Here is a 24210-nt window from a genome sequence, read left to right as displayed (position 1 = left end):
AAAGGAATGCGCTAATTTGAAATAACTAATATCCAACCCTTTTATATCCTATCTATAAAAGGGAAATATTGTTATATTTAATCGTGAGTGGAAACTGATTTTTATTATGAAATTAAAAATCAAAATGGAAAAGGGTGATTTACGTGTGTTCTCAATTGATAGAAGGTTTAAATCCTCAACAGCAAGAAGCAGTGATTACAACTGAAGGATATGTACGTGTAATTGCAGGTGCAGGTTCTGGAAAAACCAAAACATTAGTCAATCGGTATGCTTATTTAATCGATGCATTAGGAATATCACAAAATAATATTTTATGTGTGACGTTTACGAATAAGGCTGCGAATGAAATGAGAAAGCGTGTTAAACAATTAATATCTTCTACTACGAATGATGGGTATATTTGTACATATCACAGTTTCTGTGTACGTGTTTTACGAGAAGATATTCATCATTTACATTATCCAAAGAATTTTATGGTATTGGATGTAGAAGATCAAAAAGAAATCTTAAAAGAAATTTATGAAGAATTAAATTTAACAATAAAATTTTTGAAATTTGAAGAAGTGTTAAAAGTAATCATTGATTATAAGGCGAAAAACATAAAAGAATATGTAGAATATTTAACAGAACCTACAAAAGAAATTGTGATTGACGATGAAATGGATAATGTAAAACAAGTGCTTTTCCATTACTTGAAAAAACAACGAAAATATTTTGCTTTAGATTTTCAAGATTTAATTTATTTTACATTGTATTTATATTGGAACCATTCAACTGTAAAAGAAAAATGGCAAGATAGAATGCATTATATACAAGTAGACGAATTTCAAGATAGTAACGGTAGTCAATTAGAATTAATCAATATTTTAAGTGGAAAAAATCGAAATCTATTTGTAGTTGGTGACCCTGACCAAGCAATTTACACATGGAGAGGTGCAAATCCAGAGTTTTTAGTTGATTTTGATAAAACACATAAACCTTGCCATACAATACTTTTAACAGAGAATTATCGCTCTACGCCAGAAATTTTAGATGTGGGCAATATCTTAATTAAGAAAAATATTATGCGTATTGATAAAGATTTGTTTACAAATAATTCCAGTGGACCAAAAGCAATATATTATCATGGAAAGAATGAATTCGAAGAAGTGGACTATATCGTCGATAAAATCAAGTCTTATGTCAATCAAAGTAAAGCAAATTACAGTGATTTTGCCATTATTTATCGTTCCAATTTTAATTCTAGATTTATAGAACAAGGATTTATGAAAAACAACATTCCATACACATTATGGAGTGGATTTAAATTTTTTGAGCGTGCAGAAATCAAAGATACATTGGCTTATTTACGGATGATTATATATGCTGATGATATTTCCTTTCTTCGCACAATCAATAATCCAAAACGAAGTTTCGGAAAAGTTAAATTGAATTTTATTAAATCCAAAGCTAATCAAGAGAACTTATCTTATTATGAAGCATTATTGAAATATCAAGATCATCCTGAAATGTTAAAAACTAATATACGTCAATATATTAATGTTATAGAAAAATATCGAGATAATTATCAAGATTATTTAGTTTCGGATTTAGTAAGATTAGTTTTAGATGAATCTGGGTATGATTCAGCATTACGGTTAGAAGGTGACCAAGACCGTATTGACAATATTAGTGAATTATTAAATTCGATTGTCTCGATGGAAAGAGAATATGGGGAACAGCTATATTTAGATAGCTATTTACAACAAATTAGCCTATATACGGATAATGATAGAGAGGATAATCGTGAAACAGTTAAACTCATGACGATTCATACAGCGAAAGGATTAGAATTTCCATATGTCTTTTTAGTATCTGTAAATGATGGGATATTGCCATCAAAGTGGTCATTGCAAGAAGGAAATAAATCAAAGTTAGAAGAAGAAAGACGTTTAATTTATGTTGGTACAACAAGAGCGATGAAAGAATTATATATAACGGAATCAGAGGGGTGGGCTTTTCGTGGAGATAGAAAAATTCCATCACGTTTCTTGTTTGATATTCCCCTTGAGCTGGTTGAACAAAAAGGGAAGCTAGATGAAGAATTGATGAAGTTTGCAAAAGAATTATTTGAAAACAATAATCAAACACTTGAAATAATCGATTCTGTACTAAGAGAACAAGATAAAGTAGAACATTTAGTATTTGGTGAAGGTGTGATTCAAAAAGTGGATAACAAAGCTCAAAAATATATAATTTACTTTGAAAAATTAAAAGCAAATAAACCGATAAACATCTCATTTAAAGGTTTGAAAAAAGTTATTTATTAACTATAAGAAGGTTTGCTGGTTTTTCTTAGATGTGTTAATTGCATATTTATTTAAGAGAAGAGTTTCTCATAATATTTAAAAAGGCAAATTCCCATAATTATCACATGGGATTGCCTTTTTTTAATGGAATTAGAATTTTATATATACAAGTATATTTACAATTTAAAGTATTAGGATTACCTACCACTATAAAATCACATTTTAACTTATTAATATTATTTAGACCAAACTTGTTTAAAAACATTATATAAATCTATAGTTCTTTGATCAATATTGGACTTTTTCCATTCAGTTTTATTTCCTAATGCTTGATTTTCAGGAATTTCACTTTGCAAATATGAAGTTTTTTTAACTGTAAAATCCCCATTTTTTATTCTCGAATTTAACCGATTTAATAATACTGTCATATTACCAATTTTGCGAGTTAAAGTAAAACGTTCTTCTTGATTAGGAAAATCTGTTAACCATTGGCTATTTTCAGCTGGAGAAATAGGAAGAATATGTTCTAAGTTAACATCCCTTGAATTAGCGTTTATTATTATCTCCCTATTTTCATAATTATATGTCTCTTTTAAAATAAAGCGAATTATAGCCTCATCTTTACGTGTTTCAATTACTTTATTATTAAAATTTTCGTATAGTTGACTATCACTTATCATTTCATCAGAAATATTAGAAAGAATTTCGGTTGTTGTAGTAATCTCCCTATTGTAAATTCTTTTTGCTAATGAGGGATAAAACTGTTCTAAAGTATTAGCCTTCAAGTCTGCAATAAAGATGTTTCTGAGTTGAAGTGCGATAATTTTTTCTAAAACAAGATTAATTTCAGTGATATTATAATTTTTTAAACCCATAGCTAGGATTACTGGTTTATACTGATTTGCACTTAATAATGCTAAATTGTTAATACATTGTAGATATTTATTATTTTGTTCTTGTGACCCATCAATTCTTTGAGAAGGATTGTCAATTTTCATGTATATTTCTGCTGTTTGTTTTAGTTCTTCTAGGAAATCGGTAGCTATATCAGGATTATCTAAATTTCTTAATGAAGAAATCCTGTTATACAAATCGTTTGAAGGTGTTTTACCATTAATAGCATTTACATATGCATGTAAAAATTTACTTTTATTTATTCGATCAGTATTTATTTCTATGGTTGACCAGATTGGCTTTACTGTTTCTTCATCCAATGTTCGAATAAGTGCATTTTTTAAGACGTAGAAATCTTCAATTTGCAACCCGGTACTATTTAAGGTTTCAAACATTTCTTCTGCTATATTTTCATATGAAGTTTCAATTATTATTACTAAAATTCGTTCTAATATTGCATCTATAAATCCGATTAAATTTTCTCTAGTTGGGTTTGAGCCAAATCTTTCATGGATTAGATCTTTTATATAATAATAATTATGAAAAAGTGCTTTATCATAATCACTGAAAACATATTCTTGTGGTAGACTTTGACCTTTGAAGATATGTTCATGAAGCATAAAGTTAGCATTTGAATTGTCAAAAATTACTTTCAAATTAGTTTCAGAAGCATCCTTCCAATGTGATGTAAATAAATACAAACTTGTAAGTTGATTTGCGGAATTTGCTGCACTGTAATCAATAGTCTTAAGTTCGTTTATTAAGGCAGACAATATAAGTAGAGAAGTAATAGTTCGTTGTTGACCGTCGTAGATATATTTTTTCTTCTCATCATCTTCATCAACCCGAATAGTTATGAAATTTAGAATATGTGTACTAGTTGTATCAGTGTTTGTATAAATCGAATAATAATCATTAAAAAGTCTAAGTACTTGTTCCTCTTTCCATTCGTATGGACGTTGACTATATGGAATATGTAAAGTGCCATATGACAAATTTAATAGGTACTCTAATGTTTTTGTATCAGCCTCTAGTAACTTCATAATATAAACTCCTTTATGTTTAAGATTAAAATATACAATTTTATTATATATTATTTATTTTAGTTTTCTAAAATTATGCAAGAAGTTCCGAATTGTTTTCTTTAGCAACTAAGTTTTCGCGTTGTAATATATCCTTTAAACTAAAATCGAGAGTCGATAACAAGCGACGATATCATTGAATATTACTATTTTCAATCATATCAAATAATCCATCTCGATTAATCAATTTTACTTTATGTTTATTTGCTAGAGATATAGCATTTACAGTAAAGTATGAATTTGTAATTACATATGCCTCATGGCAATTGTAATAATGCATTCCAGAAAAAACTTCCTGTATAGCACTATTGGTAATTTTGCTACTGTATCTTTTACATTGAACAGCTATTTTCTTTCCGTTTTTATATGTAATTATATCTACACCTTCATCACCAGAAGCCTTTGTAATTCGCGAGTTTTCATAACCATTCTTTTGCAGTAAATTTTTGACAAAATGCTCAAATTCTATTCCTAACATTTTATCTATTTCTAACATTGAGTAATTAATTTTTTCTTTTTTTATTCGAGCTTGTTCCTGTTTTATTTTAGATTGTTTATTTCTCCAATTTAAAACAACTGTAGCTTCATTTGATATTATTGTACTAACATCAGAAATAGGTTGTAGATGACTTGTATATTTCGAAAAGTAGGTGTCGTAATCTTTTTGTAAATTCCCACTTTTTATGTGACTTAGGATCCCTAAAAAAAGCAAAAAGCCACTCGGCATGAAAGCTACTAACCAACCCAAGAAATAGACGAAAAGGAAATAACCAAAGAATGCTAAATATAAAGCAGTAGAACCTATGTATTGGAATACTTTAGCTTCTTTTCCGTATAATTCTTTGGCTTTCTTTTCAAATATGGAATATTCCTTTTGGTTTTTTTCTTGCTCAATTTTAATTTTCGCTTCTAAACATTGATAACATTTCAATTCCACTTTGTTTTTTTCTTTGTTAAACGCTTCATATATTAGATCTTGATTGAATTCAGTATAATCTACAAGTTCACCGTGAAAAAAACAATATAATGTCAACTTGCGATTAATTGGAGTATATGTTTTTCTCTTTTTACGGTGTTTGCCATAATATCGCGCCAATTCTATAACCCCTTTTATTGACAATTCGAAAGCCCTATACATAGACGGTAAAATTAATTAAATCTGAAACTAATCGAATCTATACCTTTGTCATAATTCTTTAAGTAATTTAATTTTTCTAACATATCCTTATCCTTAGTAAAAAATAGATATTAAAGGTACTTGTTAACTAGTGATATTTTACCATAAATCAACATAGCTAAATATATTTTAAGAATATAGCCACCGAAAGAAATTAAGTATCTTTTTATCTCTAAATTTATGATTACCAGCCATTTGGATTAATTGTCATACATTTTATAAAGGTACATCTTTCTCTTATATGATAAGTTAGTTAGAATAAATAAATTTTAACTTAATTTGAATATATATTATAATGAATTATAGGAAATATTTTCCGTAAATAATAACTATTTTTTGTTTATGGCAAGATGGAGGGAAATTATGAGTGTTTTGACGATGATTGATAAGAGAGTTGAAAAAAAGGTAGCCAAAATTTCTGAGTATGATGACAGACCAAAAAATATTCAAGAGGGTATTGGTTTTATGCAATATTGCTTAGAAAATGTTTTTAAGAATAAAGATTATGATTCAATAGAAGAAGGAATAGTTGATAGTAGCTATAGAAATGAGATAAATGATTATGGAATTGATGCTATTTACGTTACTGGTGATAATGATTTTATAGAGGCACCAGAAAGTTTGGAAGATTATAATAAAGATGCTAAATTTGTTTTCCACATTTTTCAATTTAAAAAAGGTACAGGGATAGATGTCAGTACTTTGTTAAAACTGAAGGATGGAGTGGAAAAAGGTTTTATCAATAATTTTATTTCTGAAGATCAAAATTCATATTTTTATAACAGGTTAATAAATTTATTTGAACTAAGAGATGAGATTTATGAAAGGTTTTACACAAGTCAAATAACAATTAAACTTTATATTTGTTTTTCAGGTATGAAGAGCAATGTAATAAATAATCCTGTAACTTCTGAACATATAGGGAGCATTAAGTCAACTTTAAATTATAACGGATATAATAATGTAGAAATAGAAATCTTAGGTGCTCAAGAACTAATAGATTTCGAAAGAAATCAAGAAGATATTAAAGATATAATTGGCTATGAAAAATCTTTTAAGTACATAACTGAAAAAAATGAAAAAGATGAACAAGTAAACGGTTATATCGCTATTGTTAATGCTTTGGAAATAGCGAAGCTAGTAAAGAAATGGGGAGCATCATTATTCGAGGCAAATATAAGAGATTACTATAAAAAAAATAGTAATAACGAAAAAATACTTGAAACAAGTGCAAGTGAAGAAGAAGGAAGATTTTTCTGGAGTTTTAATAATGGTTTAACTATTACCTGTAAAGATGTGGAGGATTTACCAAATAATAAGTATAGACTACATGGTTTGCAAATTGTAAATGGTTGTCAAACATCCAATACACTTTATTTAGCTTTATACAATTATGAAAGATATGAATACTTAACACAGAAAGAAACCTTGTCTAAACAAGAACAAAGTGAACTAGATTCTATAAAATTCAAAGGATTAAATGAAAATGCTTCTGTTTTAGTAAAAATCATTGAAACCCAAAGTGAAGAGTTGATTTACAGAATAACAGAGACCACAAACTCTCAAACCTCTATTCAAGCCTTTAGTCTTAAAGCCAATGAGGATATTCATAAAAACATAGAACACTACTTTAAAGACTTTAATATTTATTATGAAAGAAGAGTAAACTATTATAGGAACAGAGGTATTTCTCCAAAGGAGATTGTTGATATAAAAAAATTATCACAGTTATACCTTTCAATGATTCAAATTAAACCTTCACAATCTCGAACTAATCCAAAGCAAATGTTTATTAGTAACTATGATAGTGTTTTTCCTAGTAATGATGTTAAGCAAGTTAATTACATACTATATCTTGTTCCTGTTCTAGTTAATATGAAAGTGGAAAGAACCATACGCGTTATTCAAAGAAATAAAAAAGAAAATGATCCATATAAAAAAGCTCTAATGAGCAATGGAAAGCTTCATCTGGGATGTTTATTTTTAACCTCACTATTAGGAAAAGATTATACTGAAAAAGGTATTGTAAACAAATTTCCATTAATTCAAGAAACTCTTAACGATGATGAAAAATTTAATCTACATTTTAATAATGCACTGGAGGAGCTAAAAAAATTAGTCCAGAGCTTTGCGGGTATGAAGAAAGAAGTTGTTGGAGCTGCATTAAGAAAAGCTGAACTAGATAATCGAATGATAAGAGTAATAAGAAAAAAAGGTAAATAACTTCTAAGTCTAGTAAAATTACTTTTAGCCATATATTAAGAGTGGATTATCTATGTTATAATTTATCTGTAGATAAGATAAGGTCTAAGTTCGTAATTTGAACGTCACCCTTCTTCAATAATAGAGTTCACAAAGCTTTATATATCAACGTTTTCAGCCGGATAGAGCATACGCCTTCTAAGCGTACGGTCGGGGGTTCGAATCCCTCCTGGGACGTATCAAGGCTCCGATAGAATGAGAACCTATAGAAAAGCGCTTTAAATCCTTTCGTATAAAGGATTTGTGGCGCTTTTTCTTTTTCTGAGAATACGTTAGAAAAGGATAGAAAAAGAAAAGTTTATACACATTTTTCACACAAGAATGGTTTATAAAAAACGGTATTTAGTATTGTTTTTAAAGTTAAAATATTTTAATTAATGATTCTTTTAGCATTAACTACAATTAGTACAAATAATTTGTGTTTGCTACTGCATCAGCATGACGGAAAGTGAAGTTTTTATATTTATTTATTATTTTTTTAATGACTATTTTGTAGTGGAATTATTTGTTCAACAATCAACCAGATTGTTGAAGAATATATTGTAGTTCTGATACAGTTTTTAAATAACTAAAGAACATGAGTGAATGTTGAATAAGAAATGCCGTGTATAGAATTATAATTAAAATAAATAAAGGATCTTTATTAAAATGACGAAACTCAGTTATCTTGGATGTAATTTTAAGTTACCCGTAAGTGAAATTGATAGTGATGATAAAGTCTTGATTACTCAGGACTTCCCTGATGAAGAAGATATAGAGAATGTAAAAAAGCATTTTTCAACTAAATATGTATATGAGGTTTTTGAGAATGATGGTTCCGGGATCTGGTTTAATCAAGACTATAAAAGGGAGTATTCAATAAGAAATTTAAGGTCGCAGGAAATTTTCTTAAGACTTTGCGAGCTTTTAAAACCTTATCTTAAAGAAGGGGATTATTGTGAATTATACATTTGTTGGTCTGGCGAGGAAGGTGAAAATAGAAATGAAAAATTAGACCAGACCTTTATTCTCGATAATACGGACATCAATGACATAGAAATCTATGAGAAAACACTATTGATAATAAGAAAATAGTTATTCCATAATCGGGCGCGATTCCTCAATAAGAGGATCGCTTTTTTCCGTTTTATGGCCATTTAATTGAACAAGTCCATTCTTTTATTCCATTGATAAATTGATTATTTCATTTGTAACTTGTTCTTCACCTATCGCCTGAATATATAAATGGTCGTGTAGTGATGACTTATCAATATTCCAAGTTAAATAGAAGTTATGATCAGTTTGATTTTTTTGAATGTCATATCCAATGAGTTTTCTTTCTACCCCTGTTTGAGTCCCGGTCGGAATTAACCAAAATAGTACGGTTTCTGTATTTTCGGCTTCAACATGAAATGTTATTTTTTTCGTCCCCTTTGGTATTGATATCCAAATACCGTCTTTAGTGTAGTTTGAATTAATACTTTTAATCTCAGGTCTGGGCGATTGGTATGTAGTATCGTGTACTTGCAATACAGTTAAGATATTTAAAGCGAGAAATATTTTTAATAACATTTTTTCCACCTCAATAGGTAGTATTTACTTTATGAGGTTTAATATGTGTTATTCAGCAATCGGGCGCTTTTCTTTAAAAAGTCAGTTATTTTGATTATCAATCTCAAAATTCATTAAAATTTTAAGCTAAAGCATCACACTATATTTGAATAAATAGTAGTCAGTTAAATCCCTGCTAATTCTATTATTTATTTTCGATTTCTAAAGATTCAATACTTTTAGTAACTGGTAAATAGTGAATTTTACAATGATAAGTTCCATCTGGTAAACGCTTGAATGTATCGCCCTTTATTTGATAAATTGTTTCATCTATTTCAACTGTAGTTTTTGCAATACTTTTGCCGTTATCATTAAACCCAATAAAGCATTCGCCCTGTGCTATTTGTACTTCACCAGTTTGCAATTTATAAAAGTCGAATCCATATATGCCTGAAATAATACCGGATAAGAGTAACAGAGAGGTTAAAGCTAGGACATTGCCGCCAGTTGCCCTTTTTTGTTTTATGAGGTGGAGGAAATAACCAATTGTGAAAATAAATAAGATGAAGAAGATAATGAGTGTACTATAAAAAGCTATTAACATCTTTATCACTCCGTCTGATTAATAGTTACTATACATACGTTTTGGAATCATGAGAGTTTCATAAATACGCCAAATACCGCTTTAATTGCATTTTAACTATTCAACAGAAACAGCTAATAGTTGTCATGATTTTTTCAATAAAAAATATAAAACCTACATGATATATTAAAAAGGGTATGGCAAATAAGCCTTCCTTTATAGGATTTCTTTGTATTGGTCCGTTAGATTGTTTTTTAACTATTTTCGAGCTACCTCAACATGGAAAAATGGATTGTCCTATTACCGGACAATCCATTTTTGTAGTTAATTATCTAATTCAAGCGTTTCATTAATGTCTGTCGTTTGAGAGCTTTGCCCCGTCATGCGTTTATAATAAAAGACAATCTTCTTTATGAGATTTCCGCTTTCCCAATATTCGGCTGCTTCAGCTTTCACCTTTATCAGGATAAGGTTAGGATCATCATAAGAAGTTTGCATAATTTTCTCATATACTTTACTCCACAATTCCTTTTTCTTGTCTAAATCTTCAATGATTTCTGCTCTTCCACGCACGGAAACATAGGATTTACCAACATATGCTACATTAACATCTTGATTTTGTAATATTTCATCATATTTATTTGTATCTTTTTTAGTGAAAAACCATAAGTCACCATCAAACTCTACTTCTTGCGTTTTCATGGGGCGTGAAACAAGACCTTCTTCGGTAGCTGTAGTCAACATAGCCATGTCGATATCTTTTATTAACTCTCTTAATGTTTCAATTTCTTCTTGTTTTATCATGTTAGACATTACTATCACCTCTTTTATTATTACATATTACCCTCCATAACAATTTTTAATCAGCGATAGAGTATTACAAAACCAAATCTAACAAAATGAAACCAAATCACCGCAATGTATTTGGCATCTAATTAGATTTATTCTTCTTAATAGTGCTAAAATAATCAGCGGTTAATCAATTGAAGGGTTAATTTTTGAAGAAGAGTGTATTTTTTAGCAATCGTTCCAGATTGTGAATTAACCCTATAATATAAATATTCAATAATTAATGTTAAAGAGTTTGTGAAGCAATATAATTAAACTAACGGGGCAGGATAGTTGAAGAACAAGTTGAATAGAATTCTAATTTTTTTTTATTAGAACCTCGATAAATATTATCCTTAAATCAAGGAGGAGGCGCCGATTCAAAAGTGTGATGGACGCTGGTTAGAATTGTAGTTTAATTAGTATCTTCAAATAAGATACCTTTAAAAATTAAAGTAATCTACAATCATTTGTAGGATTAAAATAACTGTTACTAATCTAAGTAGTAGTTTTACATGTTCCGTTTTTAATTTACGAGCTAATCTTACACCGAACTGTGCACCAATAATGGATCCAAGCATTAATGCTATGGTAAGTGGCCAGAAAATTTTCCCCGTTGATATGTAAGTGATGGCAGAACCAAAGCAACTTGCAAAAACGCCAACTCTTGCTAAGCCAACTGCTCGGATATAGGCAATTTTTTGGCTTGCATATAAATACATCGCAAGTGTACTGCTTCCTGGCCCAAACATTCCGTCATACATTCCTATACCAATCAGTGCAGTTCCTGATTTTTTATTTGCATGAAACTGTTCAGTTCCATCAAAATTACCTGTATTCATGAAGGAAGTTACAAATGCAAAGCTTAATAAAATGATTGCAATAATCGTTAGGGTACTTCCGCTTAAAAATGAAGCAATGAGTCCACCTAAAATACCTCCTCCAAGACAAAACATTAGGACTAATAATGCTTCTTTCGTGGAAACTTCTTTTCTCTTTAAGATGACAAGAAAGCTTGAGAGTGAACTGACGGTATTGGAAACCTTGTTTGCACCGATTGCTGAATGCACGGGTAACCCCATAAGTAACATAGTGGGTAAGCTAATCAGTCCCCCTCCTCCGACCAATGTACCGACTACATTACCTATAATTCCAATCAGAAAAAAGATGACAAATTCCATTGAACAAACCTACTTTCAAAATTACACCATAGATTCAGTTTACCACGTACAATCTTTGGTCTGAACTCTAAAAGAAACAATTTTAAAAATTCGATGAATGGAACGTTGAGGTAGAAGAATTTGAATTAATGTAAGTAAATGATATGTAACATAATTTTCGATATGTTTTGTTGAATAACAATCTTTTAAGGATGTTACTAAACGCCTTTTTGGGGAAAGTCTTATCAATTATAATTACCATCATCTTCGTAATGGTATAATAATCCATATCAAAGTTATGGAGCGTGTGGACATATGAACAATAAATCTATTGCTAATCTATCGTTTATTATCTGTGCTGTTATCTTATTAAATAACTTTACGGCCATTTTAGTAAAAGCGGAAATTTCCAAAACGGCATTTAATATGTCTATAATATTAATTATTATATTATTAATAAATGGTATTGTGCATAAAAGAAGGGCAACCAAATAAAAGATTAGGTAACACAATAGTCCAAGAAATGCTGTTATGCTTTAAAACTGGCTTTTTTATCGTTCATACTTCAATTACACACCTAAATTGAAGAACAATCATCCACACTCGGGCGCTTTTCTTTAATGAGAAATACGTCGTTATTTATGAAAAGGACCGATTAATGGAGCAATAATATAAGTTTGAGAAAGAGTTTTTAAAATCTGTTTCACGAGAGTTAACCTCATTTAACTAAGTGAAAAAATAGAAATTATGATATATAGAATACAAACTAGCTAATAGAAGCTAATCGTTATTCCACAATCGGGAGCTATTGTTGAATAAGAGTTACTTATTCATTAGCAAAATTAAGAGTAGGTATTGATCCGAGAAGGATTAATGCCTTTTTTATTGAACTTATTGTGCTAACGGGGCAGATTAACGGAGTAATTAAATTAAGCAATTAAAAATTGCCAAGTTTAATTTCAATATCAAAGTAGCTTTTTAGGATTAGAAATTCCCTAACAATGTAATTCCGCATTTTCCACAACTACATCAAGTTGTAAGTTATAATATCGCTTAAAAATGCAAGATACCTCCTAAAAGCAACCCGTCCTAGGTTAGAACGGGTTAGCTTTACTGAGATTTTAAATTTAGATAGCGATATTGTTACTTTATCTTACTTCATGCTTCATTCTATGAGCTAGGTTGAGTCTTTCTCCAGCCATAAAACTGCATGACGTCTTTTGTTCATAAAAATCATTTCAATTCCCACCTTTCATATTATTTAATTAAAACAAAATTAATATTGACGAAAATAATTTTCTGCTTTTCTTCGGTTCTCTTCAAAGATTTTTTTCACATTTTCATTATGAAGTGCTTTCTCATGAGAGATTACACGTTTTGTAACAGTTATCGTAAGAGAAAAAATGTTTAATGTCATTTATTATCACCTCCTTAAATTACCCTAAAAAATGAAAAAAACCGTAGAGAGACTCCCCTACGGTAAAAAAGGCACAAAAATACCGCAGGGGCACACTTCTCCCTGCGGTATGGGTATACTTAATTACAAAAAAAACTTAAGCGATCCATTCCGAACTGGTCGAATGTGTGATATTCTTTTTTGCTGAAGTTGTAACTACCAGTGACATCAATTTAACGATTACCATCATTTCATTCGACCTCCTTAAGAATTTTTTTTGTTTACTTTGTAAGTATATCTATCTATAAGTTGTTTGTAAACATTTTTTACAAACTTTACCTAATTATGCTAACGAGTAGAAATACTCTTTGCTGCTTTACCTTGTTGGTTATCTGATTTTTCGTTGTAGCAAATATAAGATTGAGAAGACTTAAAGCAAAGAACCATAATTATTTTAGATATGTACAATCATTGTGGAAAGGCTTTTATTAATAATAACATCTTAAATCCAAGTGATTATTACGATGATATAATAAAAAATCAATCTTGAAATAATAGGGGTTTAGCTTTAAAAGTATAGGAATGATCACTATCTTAATATTCAACAATCTTGCGCTTTCCTTGAATAAGGAGAGGGTCTTTCACCATGGATAGGGGGAGAATGTTAATTAAGTTTTAGCAAAATAAAAGGGTATTTATGTTAAAATAAATGAAAATTGTGAATTTAAAGGGACTATAATATTTGAAATGCAGTATGACCCTGTTTTAATAGAGCACGGATTAACAGGAATGACAAAACCGTTGTTGATAGACTGATTATTGAAAGGAGGGAGTTTCACCTGGAAGCTCTTCAAAGAATGCTAAATAGCATCGAGTATATAGAACGGAATTTAGACAATGATCTTTTTATTGAAGATATTGCTGCAATCGCCTACATGTCTAAATTTCACTTCCAACGGATGTTCAATATGCTAACTGGATATACCGTGAGTGAATATATCCGAAATCGCCGTATTACATTAGCCGCGCAGGAACTGGTGAATTCCAGGTCTAAAGTAATTGACGTTGCAATGAAGTATGGATATGAAAGTCCAGAATCTTTTACAAAAGCTTTTCGGAAAATTCATGGCATCAGTCCATCAGAAGCAAAGAAAAATAGTCAATCCTTGAAGGCTTATCCAAAACTCTCTTTTCAAATTCAGTTAAAGGGTGATGTGGAAATGGATTACAAGATCGTGGAAAAAGACGGATTTACTGTTGTAGGGAAAAGTATTCGTACAACAACAATAGGCGGGGAGAACAACCGAAAGATAGCTGCTTTCTGGGAAGAATCAAACCAGAGTGGATTCACAGGAGAGCTTGCTAGAAACTGTGGCTCCCTTGGATTAATCGGAATTTGCACGGATTTTGACAAACAACAAGAAAATCTAACCTACTTAATTGGTGCAGAAAAGAATATTGAACAAATCCCATTTGACTGGGAAGAAAGACAGATTCCTTCTGCAACCTGGGCAGTTTTTCCGGTCTACGGAGCAATGCCCGACGCAATGCCAAGGATATGGGAGAGGATCTTCTCTGAATGGTTTCCAGCAACTGGATATGAGCATGCTGGTGGACCAGAAATGGAGGTATACATTAGTGATGCTGACCCTTCTTCAGAGGATTATTATAGTGAGATATGGATACCGATTAAAAAGAAATAAAAAAGAATATGGACAGTCTTTGTTTATGTAATTTTATAAATTGCTAGTTAAACTAGCTAATAGAATCTACACCATTATTCCATTATAGGGCGCGATTCTTGAGTGGGAGTGTGCTTTTTTCTTCCAATAGGACAGCGTGGTAATAATTGGATGTATTCTAAAACTCGTAAGAAATTCAATCGTAAATTAATTACTAAATACTCTAGGGTAGTGTCGAATGTGAAAATAGTAGCGTTAATAGGTTGATTGCTTGTAGTTTATGGTGTAATAATTTGGTCTTATACAAGCCGAAAGAAAGTTTGTTATTGAAAACGGCGGTTATACAAAAATGAACCTGAATACCAGTATAATTGTTGTTTATAGTTTCAGTTAATAAAAATTTAATATCCTTTATACAATAATCGTGGGAGATTGTTGTATAAGTCAATTAGCCAGGTATTAATTACCTGGTTTTTTCTTATTTCTAAAAAGGGAATTTTTGTTCTTTATTCATCAAAAGGGAACGTTAGTTGGTTGTTGATTTCACTTTTCTATTTGTATGCGCAAGTTGCTGTCATTAAAAAAGAAATATCAAATTGCTTTTATGAATGTAGGTAGTATATTGTAGGGAATGATATCATTAGTAAGGTTTGAACAATAAAGGTAGCCAGACTTATTGAAGAGCTGTCTTTTAATAAAGTCAAAAATGCAATATGCATGAATCCTAAAATTTAGAGCACGCATATTCAATTACAAAGGAAAGTCAATACAGAGGTGAATACAGTGATACAATCTATTTTTGAAGAAGTAATGAGTGCACCAGAAAAGGGACATTTAGCAGATTATATTCCGGCATTAGCAAACCAGCCGAAAGACTTATTTGCAGTGTACATAATTGATGAAAAAGGGGAAGTATTAACTTTTGGAGATTTCAATGTTGTATTGACCTTGCAAAGTATATCTAAGGTAATGAGTTTTATAGTAGCAGCGGATAATTTAGGAATTGATCAAGTACTTGAAAAAGTTGATGTTGAGCCTACAGGCGATCCGTTTAACTCCATTGTACGTCTGGAAGTAGCTGAAAAAGGAAAACCCTTTAACCCGATGATTAATGCTGGAGCGATAACTGTCGCTTCATTGTTACCTGGGGAAAATGTTGAAGCAAGAGTGAAGTCGGTGACTGATTTTATTAGCCAAGTAACAGCAAGGGAGCATTCGGTGAATCAAGAAGTGTTCCAATCAGAGATGGAAACGGCATATCGGAACCGAGCAATTGCTAACTATTTAAAAGCAAACGATTATCTGCGGGGTACGGTAGAGGAAGCGTTAGAGACGTATCTGCAACTTTGCTCGATTGAATTAACGACAGAAGACTTGGCGAAACTCGGCTTATTTATCTGCTCTGACGGTTTACTGCTAACGGAAAATAAAAGTCTCATCACCCGAAAAACAGCCCGCTATACAAAAGCACTTATGATGACATGCGGCCTATATAATGCATCCGGGAAATATGCGGCAACAATCGGAATGCCGATGAAAAGCGGGGTATCCGGAGGCGTATTATGTACCGTCCAAAATGGTCAAATCGAACACTTACAGGGACGAATGGGAATCGGTGTGTTCAGTCCAATGATTGATGAGATCGGAAATAGCGTCAAAGGAATGGACTTTTTACAGAAAATCTCTGAGCATTACAATTTAAGTGTCTTTTAAAAGAACGTGATAGATGAAGAATTGCTTGAAAAAGTTAAGCAAATTAAAAAGGATACTACTCGAAAGAAAGTTAAACCAATTGAAAAAGAGATCTCTTGTTTATCAAGGGGTCTCTTATGTTTTATTTATATGTAAGCAACGGTAGGGGATTCGTTTTAGTGTAAAAAAATCACAATTCTCTACTTGTTTTCACTACATTAGAAGATTACTTTTTAAAGTGAGATTCAATGTATGCTTTTTCCTCAACCGGTGTTAGTAATCTTGTTGCTTCGCCTACGTTTCCACCTTGTAAACTCCAGATATAGTTGTGGTCAAGAACAGCATTTGAAAAATCGCCTTGTACCCATTTTTCTAAAATGCTCACATAAGCATCTCCACTAATGTATTTTTCTTTGTTTAATATAGCAACTTCAAGTAAACGCTCAACACGTTCTTGTGTGATTTGGTATTCGCCCCATTTTTGTTCAGCCGCTACTTTTTGGTGACTCATGCCATGAATAATATCCTGTATGTTACTTTCAGCTAAATCATCTGGGAACCTTATTTTCAGATCAAGTTTATCATCTTCAGGCATATCAACTTCGGCAGTTTTGAACTCTTCTTCAATTTGTTCTTGAGCGTCAAGAATTTCTTCTTCAGATGGTTCGTTTAAATATTTACTTAAATAGTAAACCCCTACACCAATTGCTAAAACGCCTACAATGATAAAAAATATGATTAATGTCTTTTTCATAATAACCTCGCTTCCAATTTTAGTACTTATAGTAACAATTCTACCTAGTGCCTTAGCAATCTAGCAAGAGCTGACTCTTAAGGTTTATTTTCGTTTTGAAATATTTGTAAAATATAAAAAGAGACGCTAACTCTAGCATCTCTCTACGTAATTCATTTAACTCATCACTTCCGAATCAAACCATACCCGCCATGTATTGCTTTGACATCAGATGCTGTGATCAGTGCTTTTTCAACCTTTTTCTCTATGTCATCAATCACTTTATCTTTGATTTTACGTTTTAAGTGAAGGATGAGGATGCTGCGGTTTGTATCTCTGCCTTCTCCATGCATAACTGTTACGGCTACGTTATGGCTGCTTCGCAAGTAGCCTGCCAATTCTTGTCCGACACTTTCATCCACTATGACTTGAATGGTAATGAGTCCTATGGCTAATTTGGATTCAAGCCATATACCAATATAGTTCCCGATTGCAAAGCCGATTGCATAGGCGACCATGCTTGCTGGATTTTCACTAAGTCCGATTAATACAACACTGACTACCTTTAACCAGATCAGAACTTCGATGAAGGCAATTATAGAAGAATAGCCTTTCATACCTTTTGCAATAAAAACAGTTCGCACCGTACTTAATGAAACCTCGATGATTTTCGCAAATAAGATGATGAAAAATTCCATATCGTTTTCCTCCGTATTTTTGAAAATTATTAATTTGAATGGATAGCGGTAAAATTTTCGCAGTAAATATTGCTCGAAACTATACTTTCTAAATATCCCTGATTGTCCTTTGTAAAACGTGGTTAGCCCTAACCACTAGCTTTGCTTCCCATCCTTTTTATATAAATCTCCTATCTGCCAAATGAGCTGTCATAAAGTTTTTATGTATAATTTTGAGCCGGAAAAAGCTTCAACTCCTTAATTATTAAGGGATTGAAGCTTTCTTTATGGAGAAATTTATTATGCCCCAGTAAATAAGTTGAGTAATATTTTGTAATAAAAATTCAGAGAGAAGATTGAATATAAATAATTATTAAATAATCTTTATACTGTTTTAATAATTTTTAATGTCGTTGTTCAATTTGTAACGACTAATTTCGACATTTCCCCCTCGATTGAAGCGAGATAGATAGATAGCAAAAACAGCGAAACGAATAAGGATGAGGACGTGTTTATTATTTTAAAATCAGCATTTTTATCCTCAGATTAAAAATTTCGATTGTTGCGAAAATCTATAAATCGAAAAGGTTTCGACATTATATTTAAACTGAGTAACATAAAACGGTAACATTACTTGTGTATATTTTAGACAGGCAGAAGATGGTACTGCCGGAAAAATTGAGTAGTGTTTTTACTCAAACTAGAAGGAGGTAAGAAAAGAGGAGCTTTATGAAAAATCCATCCTATCAGTAGAAAAAAATACACCTTAGGAGAGATGAAGTAATGAATAAAAAAGAGATGGAATCTAAGAAAGTTAATAAACAAATTTCGAAAAAAGTAGCACCATTAGTGATGTCAACATCTGTGATAGCTGCAACCTTTTTAGTAGCTGGTGCACCTATTTCAGCAGCAGAGCTTGATTCGAAGGGTGTTAATCCGAAAGTAATTGAACATGTAAAACATCATCATCATGGTAAGGAGGTAAGTGAATTATCGAAAAGTATTCCAGGGTCTCCTCAAAAAGGGAAACTAGTTCGTGATTTAGCTTCACACAAACACAAACTAATACCAATTCATAATCCAATCCATGATGAGGTTAATGATATAGATGAAACAAATGATGATGGGTCTCAAGAAGGCGATAAAAATGATAATCCATCAAAAGATGAAGAAACACCAGTAACAGAGGAACCTGTTGTAGATGAAGAAGTAGTAGAGGAACCAGAAGCACCAACAACAGAAGAGACGCCAGCAACAGAAGAAACAGAAGTACCTGAAGAAGAGGTAGAAGAAGTAGAAGCACCAACGACAGAAGAGGTACCGGCAACAGAAGAAACAGAAGTAGCTGAAGAAGAAGTAGAAGAAGTAGAAGCACCGGCAACAGAAGAGGTGCCAGCACCGGAAGAAACAGAAGTACCTGAAGAAGAGGTAGTAGAAGAAGTAGAAGCACCAACGACAGAAGAGGTACCGGCACCGGAGGAAACAGAAGTACCTGAAGAAGAAGTAGAAGTACCAGCGACTGAAGAGACGCCAGCAACAGAAGAAACAGAAGTACCTGAAGAAGAGGTAGTAGAAGAAGTAGAAGCACCAGCGACTGAAGAGACGCCAGCAACGGAAGAAACTGAAGTAGCTGAAGAAGAGGTAGAAGAAGTAGAAACACCAACAACAGAAGAAACACCAGCAGCTGAAGATACAAATCTATCTGATGAAGAGCAAACTCTTGAAGAAGATACATGGGTAGATGAAAGCTATCAATTTATCAGCGCAGGTTATCAAAGTCTTACAGGGTTTTATCAGACTTTAATTGAACAATACCTAACTGAATCAGATTACGATTTACCAGGTGAAGAATCTGTAAATATGGATTCAATCGATGAGGTTTCTGCTGAATCTACTGATGGTGCTGAATCTGACCAAGCAACAGCGGAAACAACAGCCCTAGAAACACCTGAAACAACAGCATTAGAAATAACAGAAACATCGGCTCCTGTAACACCGGAGACAACTGCTTTAGATGAGGCTTCATCTCAAGATAGTTCTGTAGATAATTCAGATACAGAATTGCCAACTGAAGTTGATTCTGTAACGCCAGTTGTTGAAACGACTGAAAATGAACCTTCAGATGTAGAAGTACCAGAGGAAGATCTAGAAACAGTGGAAAATACTGTGTTAGAACCTGTGGAGTCAGAAGAATCAGTAGAACCTGTGGCATCAGAAACTGAAAACGAAGGTTTAGATACTGAAGCAGAACAAGCTGATCAAAATGAAGCTGAAACAGAAGAAGAAGCTACAACTTTAAAGAACAAAATAATTGAATACTATAAAGAACTAGTAACTGCATTCTCTAGCTTTTTAAGCTTATTAAAATAATAGAGACTAACTAGCATAGGCGATTATTGGAAAATGAATATGAAGTCAATGGGACAAGCCTTCCTCCTATAGAGAGTACTTATTTCCAAGGTGGAAGCCCGTTAAGATTGTATCTCTATAAAAGGAAGCTTGTACTTTTGACTTGGTTTACAAGAAGTATGTCATGTCGACAAATTTCTATGAATATAATAAACCAATTGTATTTCCCATTGCTTCCAGCTTTTTCGTGTGAATAGTTCATAAAGGATACGAGGGAGTGTAAACTTGACGATTTTAAATCCTCAATATTCATTTTTGGAGGCCGATTATAATAACGCTAGTTTAAGTCATATAAAGCTAGAAAATGAAAGTACTTCAGGAATGATTCAAGGAAGTATTGAAGCTAAAAAAGAGGTAAGCAAAAGTTTAAAAAGCACAATCATATGGCTATTGCTAAAAGTAAATCCAGTGGCTCCAATCTTAGTGCGGGTGCCAGCAGATATTTATTGTATTGTATTTTTGATGACTGGGGAGTGGTTAACGTTTTAGTAATGGGTCCACCCAAATGTACTTTACTCGAGAATATATCTCTTTTGTAGCTTTATACGATTATGTAAGCAAAGAGTTAGAAAGTGAATTTAGAACCAAGTCAAAATGCCTCAAACCATGTTATATGAGTTTGGGGCATTTTTTTGTGGTACGAAAGGAAAGGAAGTAATCCAAATCTAAAACTAACCTTTTTCTTACTAAATGCTTTTATAGAGAACAGTAAACGTCCAAAAGATAACTATTTCTATCCTAATGCTTGAAGGTAAAAAACATACTCTAATAGAATTAGATAGTTTAGTACAGAAGGATTTAGTTAAAAGCCAATCAGTGGGAGATAATAACGAAATTACAGGATGAGCCGAATTTATGGTAGCTATTAATTTGATAACTTTTCATTTTTTAGTAATCTATTGTCTACTAAATGGAAAGGAGAATAAATTTACTATGAAACTAAAGCTTCAGTTATTATCCGCTGTGCTTTTTACTACAGCATTGGTTGCCTGTTCTCCAGAAGCAACAAAAACTGTTGAACCTGTGATTGAAATTGAAAATCAGGAAGAGGGGCATGATCTGCAAGCTACTAAGTGGTCTTATACGGGAGATACAGGTCCTGAATCCTGGGGAGAGCTGGATCAAACATATGCTTCTTGTGTAAATGGGAGCGAGCAATCACCTATCAATATAGAATTTTCCAATGTCGCAACAAAAGACATGAATGCAACCCTTGATATTCAATATGAACAAACGAGCTTTTCGGTAGTTAATAATGGTCATACGATACAAGTGGACAATTCATCTGAAACGAATAAGATTACTCTGGAAGGAACAGATTATCGACTTGTACAGTTCCACTTTCATACGCCGAGCGAACACCAATTTAATGGTCAACAATTTCCACTAGAGTTACATCTTGTCCACCAAAACGACAAAGAAGAGCTAGTTGTTCTAGGGGTGATGATTCAAGAAGGTGTTGAAAATGAAAGCTTAAGCTCATTGTGGGATGGATTACCAAAAGAAAAGACAACTGATTCTAGTTTGATGAACGAAAATGTTAATTTACAGGATTTACTTCCGAAAGAACCAGCATTATATTATTACGAGGGCTCATTAACTACCCCTCCATGTACTGAAAAGGTAAGGTGGGTACTATTGGAGCAACCGATTGAAATGTCAAAAAAGCAAATAGAAGCTTTTCAAGAAATCATTCCACACAATAGTCGGCCAGTTCAACCGTTAAATGAACGTGAAATTAATAAAAACTAGAAAACTACTATTAACCCGAGAAGCTAGTATGTTTCTCGGGCAATTATTATCTAGGAGGTAGTGGTTTGCATAGACTAAAAAATAATGGCTTTGAGTTTCTAGAGTTCATACATATAGCAGAAAAAGAGATTTTTAACTATCATCCAATTGCTGGTTCATTTGCAATTGTAGAGCACAACGGGAGGTACCTGATGGGCTATAACATTTGGCGGAAACAGTGGGAATTACCTGCTGGAAGCCGTGAAGAACAAGAAACGCCAAAGGAATGTGCAATCCGTGAGCTGTACGAGGAAACTGGACAAGCAATACCGGATATGGAGTTTAAGGGTTTGTTAAAATCGAGAAATACAGTGAGTGGGGAAGTGAAATATAATCCTGTGTATTTTAGAAAAGTTAATGAAATCCAACCATTTAAACATAACGAAGAAATCTCTGAAATTAGACTTTGGGATTTGAAAGAAGATATTGGGATAATTGATTCGGTAGATATTAAAATTTTAAATTTCGTCTAGTAAATTTTGGGAATTAACTGTCATGGATGATGAGTGCTACTCCAGAGTGAGCTATTTGAAAAAGACTTTTATTTAAATTGGATATACATGCATTCAGGCGTAATTGGGTGGGGATTATTACATTTACTGTTTCTTAATTCTTTTTTATCGTGATTAAAATAAACATATTATCTTGATATGTATCTATTTTCCTGGAAGAAAAAATCATTCGTCTTGATTCTATTTCTATTATGGAGTGTGTAAAAATTGTTTTCGTGTTTCATTAAATTCAACTTCTGGTAACTTATCTTTATCATAAACGCTCCAATTGTTCTCAGGTGTTGCGAATATTTCCATTTTTTCACCTCTAATATGTATTTTACTGTTTTTTCTTTATAAATAAATCAGACAATTGATTGAAGTTAAATGAAAATAATAGATATGCATATAACCAAAAGTATTAGAAAATCTTATGTTCTTACATAAATTTATAAAAGGTTTAATTATGATTCCTTTAAATGGTAAAATTTAGATAATGGTGAAGGGGGAATTTTAAAATGAAGGCAATCGTTCAGTACGAATTTGGTGATACAAGCGTACTTAGATATACAGATGTTGAAGTACCTAAAATCAAAGAGGGAGAATGTTTGATTAAAGTTGCCTATACAAGTGTGAACTATGCGGATATTAAAGCTCGCATTGGAAATAAAAATGAAGGAAATTTTCCTTTAATGCTTGGCTTAGATGCTGCAGGTACTATTGAAGAAGCTAGTGCCAATTCTCCTTTCTCTAAGGGGGATCGTGTGATTGCCTTTCCTAAAGCTGGTTCTTATGCAGAATCTGTTGTGGCAAATGAAAGTTTAATTTTTAAAATTCCTGACAGTCTATCATTCGAACAAGCTGCAGCTATGCCAGTTGTTTCAATCTTATCTTATATGCTTTTACATGAGCTAGGACAAGTAAAAACAACAGACACTATTGTAATCCATAGTGCTGCTGGTGGGGTGGGATCAATGCTTATACAATTAGCTAAATTATTTGGCGTTGAAAAAATAATAGGCACTGTTGGCAGTTTAGAAAAAATAGATTATGTGAAGAAATTAGGAGCGGATTCTGTATATTCATATGATACATTTGCAGAGGAAGTTTTAAGAGAAACAGAAAACAAAGGTGCAAACCTGATTTTTGATTCAGTTGCAGGGGATGTAACTACAAAAAGTCTAGATTGCTTAGCATTTTATGGAACACTGTTACAATTCGGAAATAGTAGTGGTAAAGCTGGAACTTTTACAACAAATGATGTCCATAGTAGCTGTAGAAATATTAAAGGATTTAGTCTAGGTACAACAAGAAAACAGGATCCGGAGCGATTAGCGCCAGTAGCAGAGAAAGTCATTCCACTTTTTGATACTAAGCAGATCACCCTGCCAATTGCACAAGTATTTAATTTAAGCGAAGCAGCAGATGCACACAGATTAATAGAAAGTCGTAATTACGAAGGGAAAGTATTGCTAAAAGTATAAAAAATAGAGATAAAATAAAAACCGCAGTACTGCAAAAAATACAGAGTACTA

At 32.1% G+C, this 24210-nt stretch carries 20 protein-coding genes; 11 read left to right on the top strand and 9 right to left on the bottom strand.

The window, feature by feature from the left end; translation table 11 throughout:
• The first annotated feature begins 155 nt into the window (after positions 1 to 155).
• Positions 156 to 2309 carry an ATP-dependent helicase gene (locus LG296_RS13010; RefSeq protein ID WP_404427036.1) on the top strand — a complete coding sequence of 718 codons (2154 nt, stop codon included), beginning with the start codon at positions 156 to 158 and terminating at the stop codon, positions 2307 to 2309.
• 215 nt (positions 2310 to 2524) lie between these two features.
• Here LG296_RS13010 and LG296_RS13005 read toward each other — a convergent pair whose 3' ends face one another.
• Both LG296_RS13005 and LG296_RS13000 read right to left on the bottom strand, forming a co-directional pair.
• A complete protein-coding gene (locus tag LG296_RS13005; RefSeq protein WP_404427035.1) occupies positions 2525 to 4225 on the bottom strand; it encodes a DUF262 domain-containing protein in 1701 nt (566 codons plus the stop codon).
• Between the two features lie 172 nt (positions 4226 to 4397).
• The gene (locus tag LG296_RS13000) at positions 4398 to 5384 is read right to left on the bottom strand and encodes a restriction endonuclease (RefSeq protein ID WP_404427034.1); all 987 of its coding nucleotides are present in this window, start codon (positions 5382 to 5384) and stop codon (positions 4398 to 4400) included.
• Between the two features lie 420 nt (positions 5385 to 5804).
• On the opposite strand from LG296_RS13000, the gene LG296_RS12995 reads away from it, so the two are divergent.
• Both LG296_RS12995 and LG296_RS12990 read left to right on the top strand, forming a co-directional pair.
• A complete protein-coding gene (locus tag LG296_RS12995) occupies positions 5805 to 7664 on the top strand; it encodes an AIPR family protein (protein WP_404427033.1) in 1860 nt (619 codons plus the stop codon).
• Between the two features lie 687 nt (positions 7665 to 8351).
• Complete coding sequence (locus LG296_RS12990; RefSeq protein ID WP_404427032.1) at positions 8352 to 8777, top strand: hypothetical protein; 426 nt, start codon at positions 8352 to 8354, stop codon at positions 8775 to 8777.
• A gap of 84 nt (positions 8778 to 8861) precedes the next feature.
• Here LG296_RS12990 and LG296_RS12985 read toward each other — a convergent pair whose 3' ends face one another.
• The 4 genes from LG296_RS12985 to LG296_RS12970 form a co-directional block, all read right to left on the bottom strand.
• On the bottom strand, positions 8862 to 9254 hold the full coding sequence (locus tag LG296_RS12985; RefSeq protein ID WP_404427031.1) for a hypothetical protein: 393 nt from the start codon (positions 9252 to 9254) through the stop codon (positions 8862 to 8864).
• Between the two features lie 184 nt (positions 9255 to 9438).
• Complete coding sequence (locus LG296_RS12980) at positions 9439 to 9837, bottom strand: cobalamin biosynthesis protein CobN (RefSeq protein WP_404427030.1); 399 nt, start codon at positions 9835 to 9837, stop codon at positions 9439 to 9441.
• Positions 9838 to 10140: 303 nt separating this feature from the next.
• Complete coding sequence (locus LG296_RS12975) at positions 10141 to 10629, bottom strand: pyridoxamine 5'-phosphate oxidase family protein (RefSeq protein WP_107934116.1); 489 nt, start codon at positions 10627 to 10629, stop codon at positions 10141 to 10143.
• Between the two features lie 458 nt (positions 10630 to 11087).
• Positions 11088 to 11825: a sulfite exporter TauE/SafE family protein gene (locus LG296_RS12970; RefSeq protein WP_404427029.1), complete on the bottom strand. Its 738-nt coding sequence runs from the start codon at positions 11823 to 11825 to the stop codon at positions 11088 to 11090.
• Positions 11826 to 12119: 294 nt separating this feature from the next.
• Between LG296_RS12970 and LG296_RS12965 the strand changes: the two genes are divergently transcribed.
• Entirely contained in the window at positions 12120 to 12299 is a 180-nt protein-coding gene (locus LG296_RS12965; RefSeq protein WP_404427028.1) for a hypothetical protein, read from the top strand.
• 781 nt (positions 12300 to 13080) lie between these two features.
• Here the strand turns inward: LG296_RS12965 and LG296_RS12960 are convergent.
• The gene (locus LG296_RS12960) at positions 13081 to 13221 is read right to left on the bottom strand and encodes a YrzI family small protein (protein WP_107934112.1); all 141 of its coding nucleotides are present in this window, start codon (positions 13219 to 13221) and stop codon (positions 13081 to 13083) included.
• An 836-nt stretch (positions 13222 to 14057) separates the two neighbouring features.
• Here LG296_RS12960 and LG296_RS12955 point away from each other — a divergent pair.
• Positions 14058 to 14903, top strand: a complete 846-nt coding sequence (locus LG296_RS12955; RefSeq protein WP_404427027.1) for a GyrI-like domain-containing protein — start codon at positions 14058 to 14060, stop codon at positions 14901 to 14903.
• 762 nt (positions 14904 to 15665) lie between these two features.
• Entirely contained in the window at positions 15666 to 16595 is a 930-nt protein-coding gene (gene glsA, locus LG296_RS12950) for a glutaminase A (RefSeq protein ID WP_235867536.1), read from the top strand.
• A gap of 205 nt (positions 16596 to 16800) precedes the next feature.
• Here glsA and LG296_RS12945 read toward each other — a convergent pair whose 3' ends face one another.
• On the bottom strand, positions 16801 to 17328 hold the full coding sequence (locus tag LG296_RS12945) for a DUF6241 domain-containing protein (RefSeq protein ID WP_107934109.1): 528 nt from the start codon (positions 17326 to 17328) through the stop codon (positions 16801 to 16803).
• 164 nt (positions 17329 to 17492) lie between these two features.
• Positions 17493 to 18005 (bottom strand): DUF2179 domain-containing protein, encoded by a 513-nt coding sequence (locus LG296_RS12940; protein ID WP_107934107.1) that lies wholly within the window; start codon positions 18003 to 18005, stop codon positions 17493 to 17495.
• A gap of 762 nt (positions 18006 to 18767) precedes the next feature.
• On the opposite strand from LG296_RS12940, the gene LG296_RS12935 reads away from it, so the two are divergent.
• The 5 genes from LG296_RS12935 to LG296_RS12915 all read left to right on the top strand — a co-directional run bounded on the left by LG296_RS12935 (position 18768) and on the right by LG296_RS12915 (position 24159).
• Positions 18768 to 20354 carry a hypothetical protein gene (locus tag LG296_RS12935; protein ID WP_404427026.1) on the top strand — a complete coding sequence of 529 codons (1587 nt, stop codon included), beginning with the start codon at positions 18768 to 18770 and terminating at the stop codon, positions 20352 to 20354.
• A 264-nt stretch (positions 20355 to 20618) separates the two neighbouring features.
• Entirely contained in the window at positions 20619 to 20882 is a 264-nt protein-coding gene (locus tag LG296_RS12930; RefSeq protein WP_404427025.1) for a hypothetical protein, read from the top strand.
• 444 nt (positions 20883 to 21326) lie between these two features.
• Complete coding sequence (locus tag LG296_RS12925) at positions 21327 to 22145, top strand: carbonic anhydrase (RefSeq protein ID WP_404427024.1); 819 nt, start codon at positions 21327 to 21329, stop codon at positions 22143 to 22145.
• Between the two features lie 65 nt (positions 22146 to 22210).
• Positions 22211 to 22657, top strand: coding sequence for an NUDIX hydrolase (locus tag LG296_RS12920; RefSeq protein ID WP_251401664.1), 447 nt, complete (start codon positions 22211 to 22213; stop codon positions 22655 to 22657).
• 536 nt (positions 22658 to 23193) lie between these two features.
• Positions 23194 to 24159, top strand: coding sequence for a zinc-binding alcohol dehydrogenase family protein (locus LG296_RS12915; RefSeq protein WP_404427023.1), 966 nt, complete (start codon positions 23194 to 23196; stop codon positions 24157 to 24159).
• Positions 24160 to 24210: the final 51 nt, after the last annotated feature.

The sequence above is a fragment of the Ureibacillus chungkukjangi genome, from assembly GCF_044795995.1.
GTDB lineage: Bacteria > Bacillota > Bacilli > Bacillales_A > Planococcaceae > Ureibacillus > Ureibacillus chungkukjangi.
The sequence above is the reverse complement of the archived record's forward strand: the minus strand, read 5'-3'. Positions and strand labels throughout refer to the sequence as shown.

Bases quoted from the DNA above. Each gene is read 5' to 3' on its own strand.
- LG296_RS13005 (WP_404427035.1), bottom strand. From the start codon at position 4,225: ATGAAGTTACTAGAGGCTGATACAAAAACATTAGAGTACCTATTAAAT.
- LG296_RS12995 (WP_404427033.1), top strand. From the start codon at position 5,805: ATGAGTGTTTTGACGATGATTGATAAGAGAGTTGAAAAAAAGGTAGCC.
- LG296_RS12990 (WP_404427032.1), top strand. From the start codon at position 8,352: ATGACGAAACTCAGTTATCTTGGATGTAATTTTAAGTTACCCGTAAGT.
- LG296_RS12985 (WP_404427031.1), bottom strand. From the start codon at position 9,254: ATGTTATTAAAAATATTTCTCGCTTTAAATATCTTAACTGTATTGCAA.
- LG296_RS12980 (WP_404427030.1), bottom strand. From the start codon at position 9,837: ATGTTAATAGCTTTTTATAGTACACTCATTATCTTCTTCATCTTATTT.
- LG296_RS12975 (WP_107934116.1), bottom strand. From the start codon at position 10,629: ATGTCTAACATGATAAAACAAGAAGAAATTGAAACATTAAGAGAGTTA.
- LG296_RS12970 (WP_404427029.1), bottom strand. From the start codon at position 11,825: ATGGAATTTGTCATCTTTTTTCTGATTGGAATTATAGGTAATGTAGTC.
- LG296_RS12965 (WP_404427028.1), top strand. From the start codon at position 12,120: ATGAACAATAAATCTATTGCTAATCTATCGTTTATTATCTGTGCTGTT.
- LG296_RS12960 (WP_107934112.1), bottom strand. From the start codon at position 13,221: ATGACATTAAACATTTTTTCTCTTACGATAACTGTTACAAAACGTGTA.
- LG296_RS12955 (WP_404427027.1), top strand. From the start codon at position 14,058: ATGCTAAATAGCATCGAGTATATAGAACGGAATTTAGACAATGATCTT.
- LG296_RS12945 (WP_107934109.1), bottom strand. From the start codon at position 17,328: ATGAAAAAGACATTAATCATATTTTTTATCATTGTAGGCGTTTTAGCA.
- LG296_RS12940 (WP_107934107.1), bottom strand. From the start codon at position 18,005: ATGGAATTTTTCATCATCTTATTTGCGAAAATCATCGAGGTTTCATTA.
- LG296_RS12935 (WP_404427026.1), top strand. From the start codon at position 18,768: ATGAATAAAAAAGAGATGGAATCTAAGAAAGTTAATAAACAAATTTCG.
- LG296_RS12925 (WP_404427024.1), top strand. From the start codon at position 21,327: ATGAAACTAAAGCTTCAGTTATTATCCGCTGTGCTTTTTACTACAGCA.
- LG296_RS12915 (WP_404427023.1), top strand. From the start codon at position 23,194: ATGAAGGCAATCGTTCAGTACGAATTTGGTGATACAAGCGTACTTAGA.